This window comes from Aeromonas cavernicola (assembly GCF_002795305.1).
Classification (GTDB): Bacteria; Pseudomonadota; Gammaproteobacteria; order Enterobacterales; family Aeromonadaceae; genus Aeromonas; species Aeromonas cavernicola.
Genome location: NZ_PGGC01000292.1, coordinates 1 through 798 on the forward strand (window position 1 = coordinate 1; position 798 = coordinate 798).

At 66.2% G+C, this 798-nt stretch carries 1 protein-coding gene; it reads left to right on the forward strand.

Annotated elements, in window-relative coordinates; all coding sequences use genetic code 11:
• Positions 1–798 (forward strand): cytochrome c-type biogenesis protein CcmH (locus tag CUC53_RS18630; RefSeq protein ID WP_100295433.1); only part of this gene is annotated, 798 nt, incomplete at both ends.

The following is a 798-nucleotide window of genomic DNA, read 5'->3' on the forward strand; positions in this document are numbered from 1 at the left end:
AGTTTCGCCACCCCGAGCGGCAGACCCGCGCTCAGGAAGTGGCCCGCGCCCTGCGCTGCCCCCAGTGCCAGAACCAGAACCTGGTGGAGTCCAACTCCCCCATCGCCCGGGATCTGCGGCTCGAGGTCTACCGCTGGGTGGACGAGGGGCAGTCTGATGAGCAGGTGATCACCCGCATGACGGAGCGCTTCGGCGATTTTGTCCGCTACGATCCCCCCTTCAAGGCCAGCACAGCGCTGCTGTGGGGCGGTCCCCTGCTGCTGTTGGGTCTGGCGCTGTTGACTCTGTTTCGCCGCCTGACGCGCACGAAAACGCAGGCCATCCCTGCCGGTAAGGCCATCGTTGAATCAATCCATCAACCCGTAGCTGATCCGCGCAGCGAATTGAATTGGCTGATCATGCACAGGGAGCAGGCGGGCCTCTCTCCAGACCAACCGCTATATGGGGAGCTAAGCGCCGCCCGCCTGGCCAACGCCATCCCGGCGGCGGAGCTGGCCTTGCGCGCGCAACTGGCCAGCCAGCATGACAATCGCGGCCGCAATAACCGGCACGGGCGGGCCTTGTTGCTGCTTGGCCTCCTGGCCATCGCGGCCGTTGCCGCTGGCTATCTGAGCACCGGCCGTTATCAGGCGTGGCAGGATTATGCATCCCCCCCCGATCCGCTGGCGGGGTTGAGCCCGCGGGATCTGCAGGACAAGGAGCTGGGCGCCCTGCACCAGCGCCTGCAAGCCACCCCCGCCGATCTCGACAGCTGGGCGGCGCTCGGCCAGCTCTATCTCTATCGGAACGAGTACGACA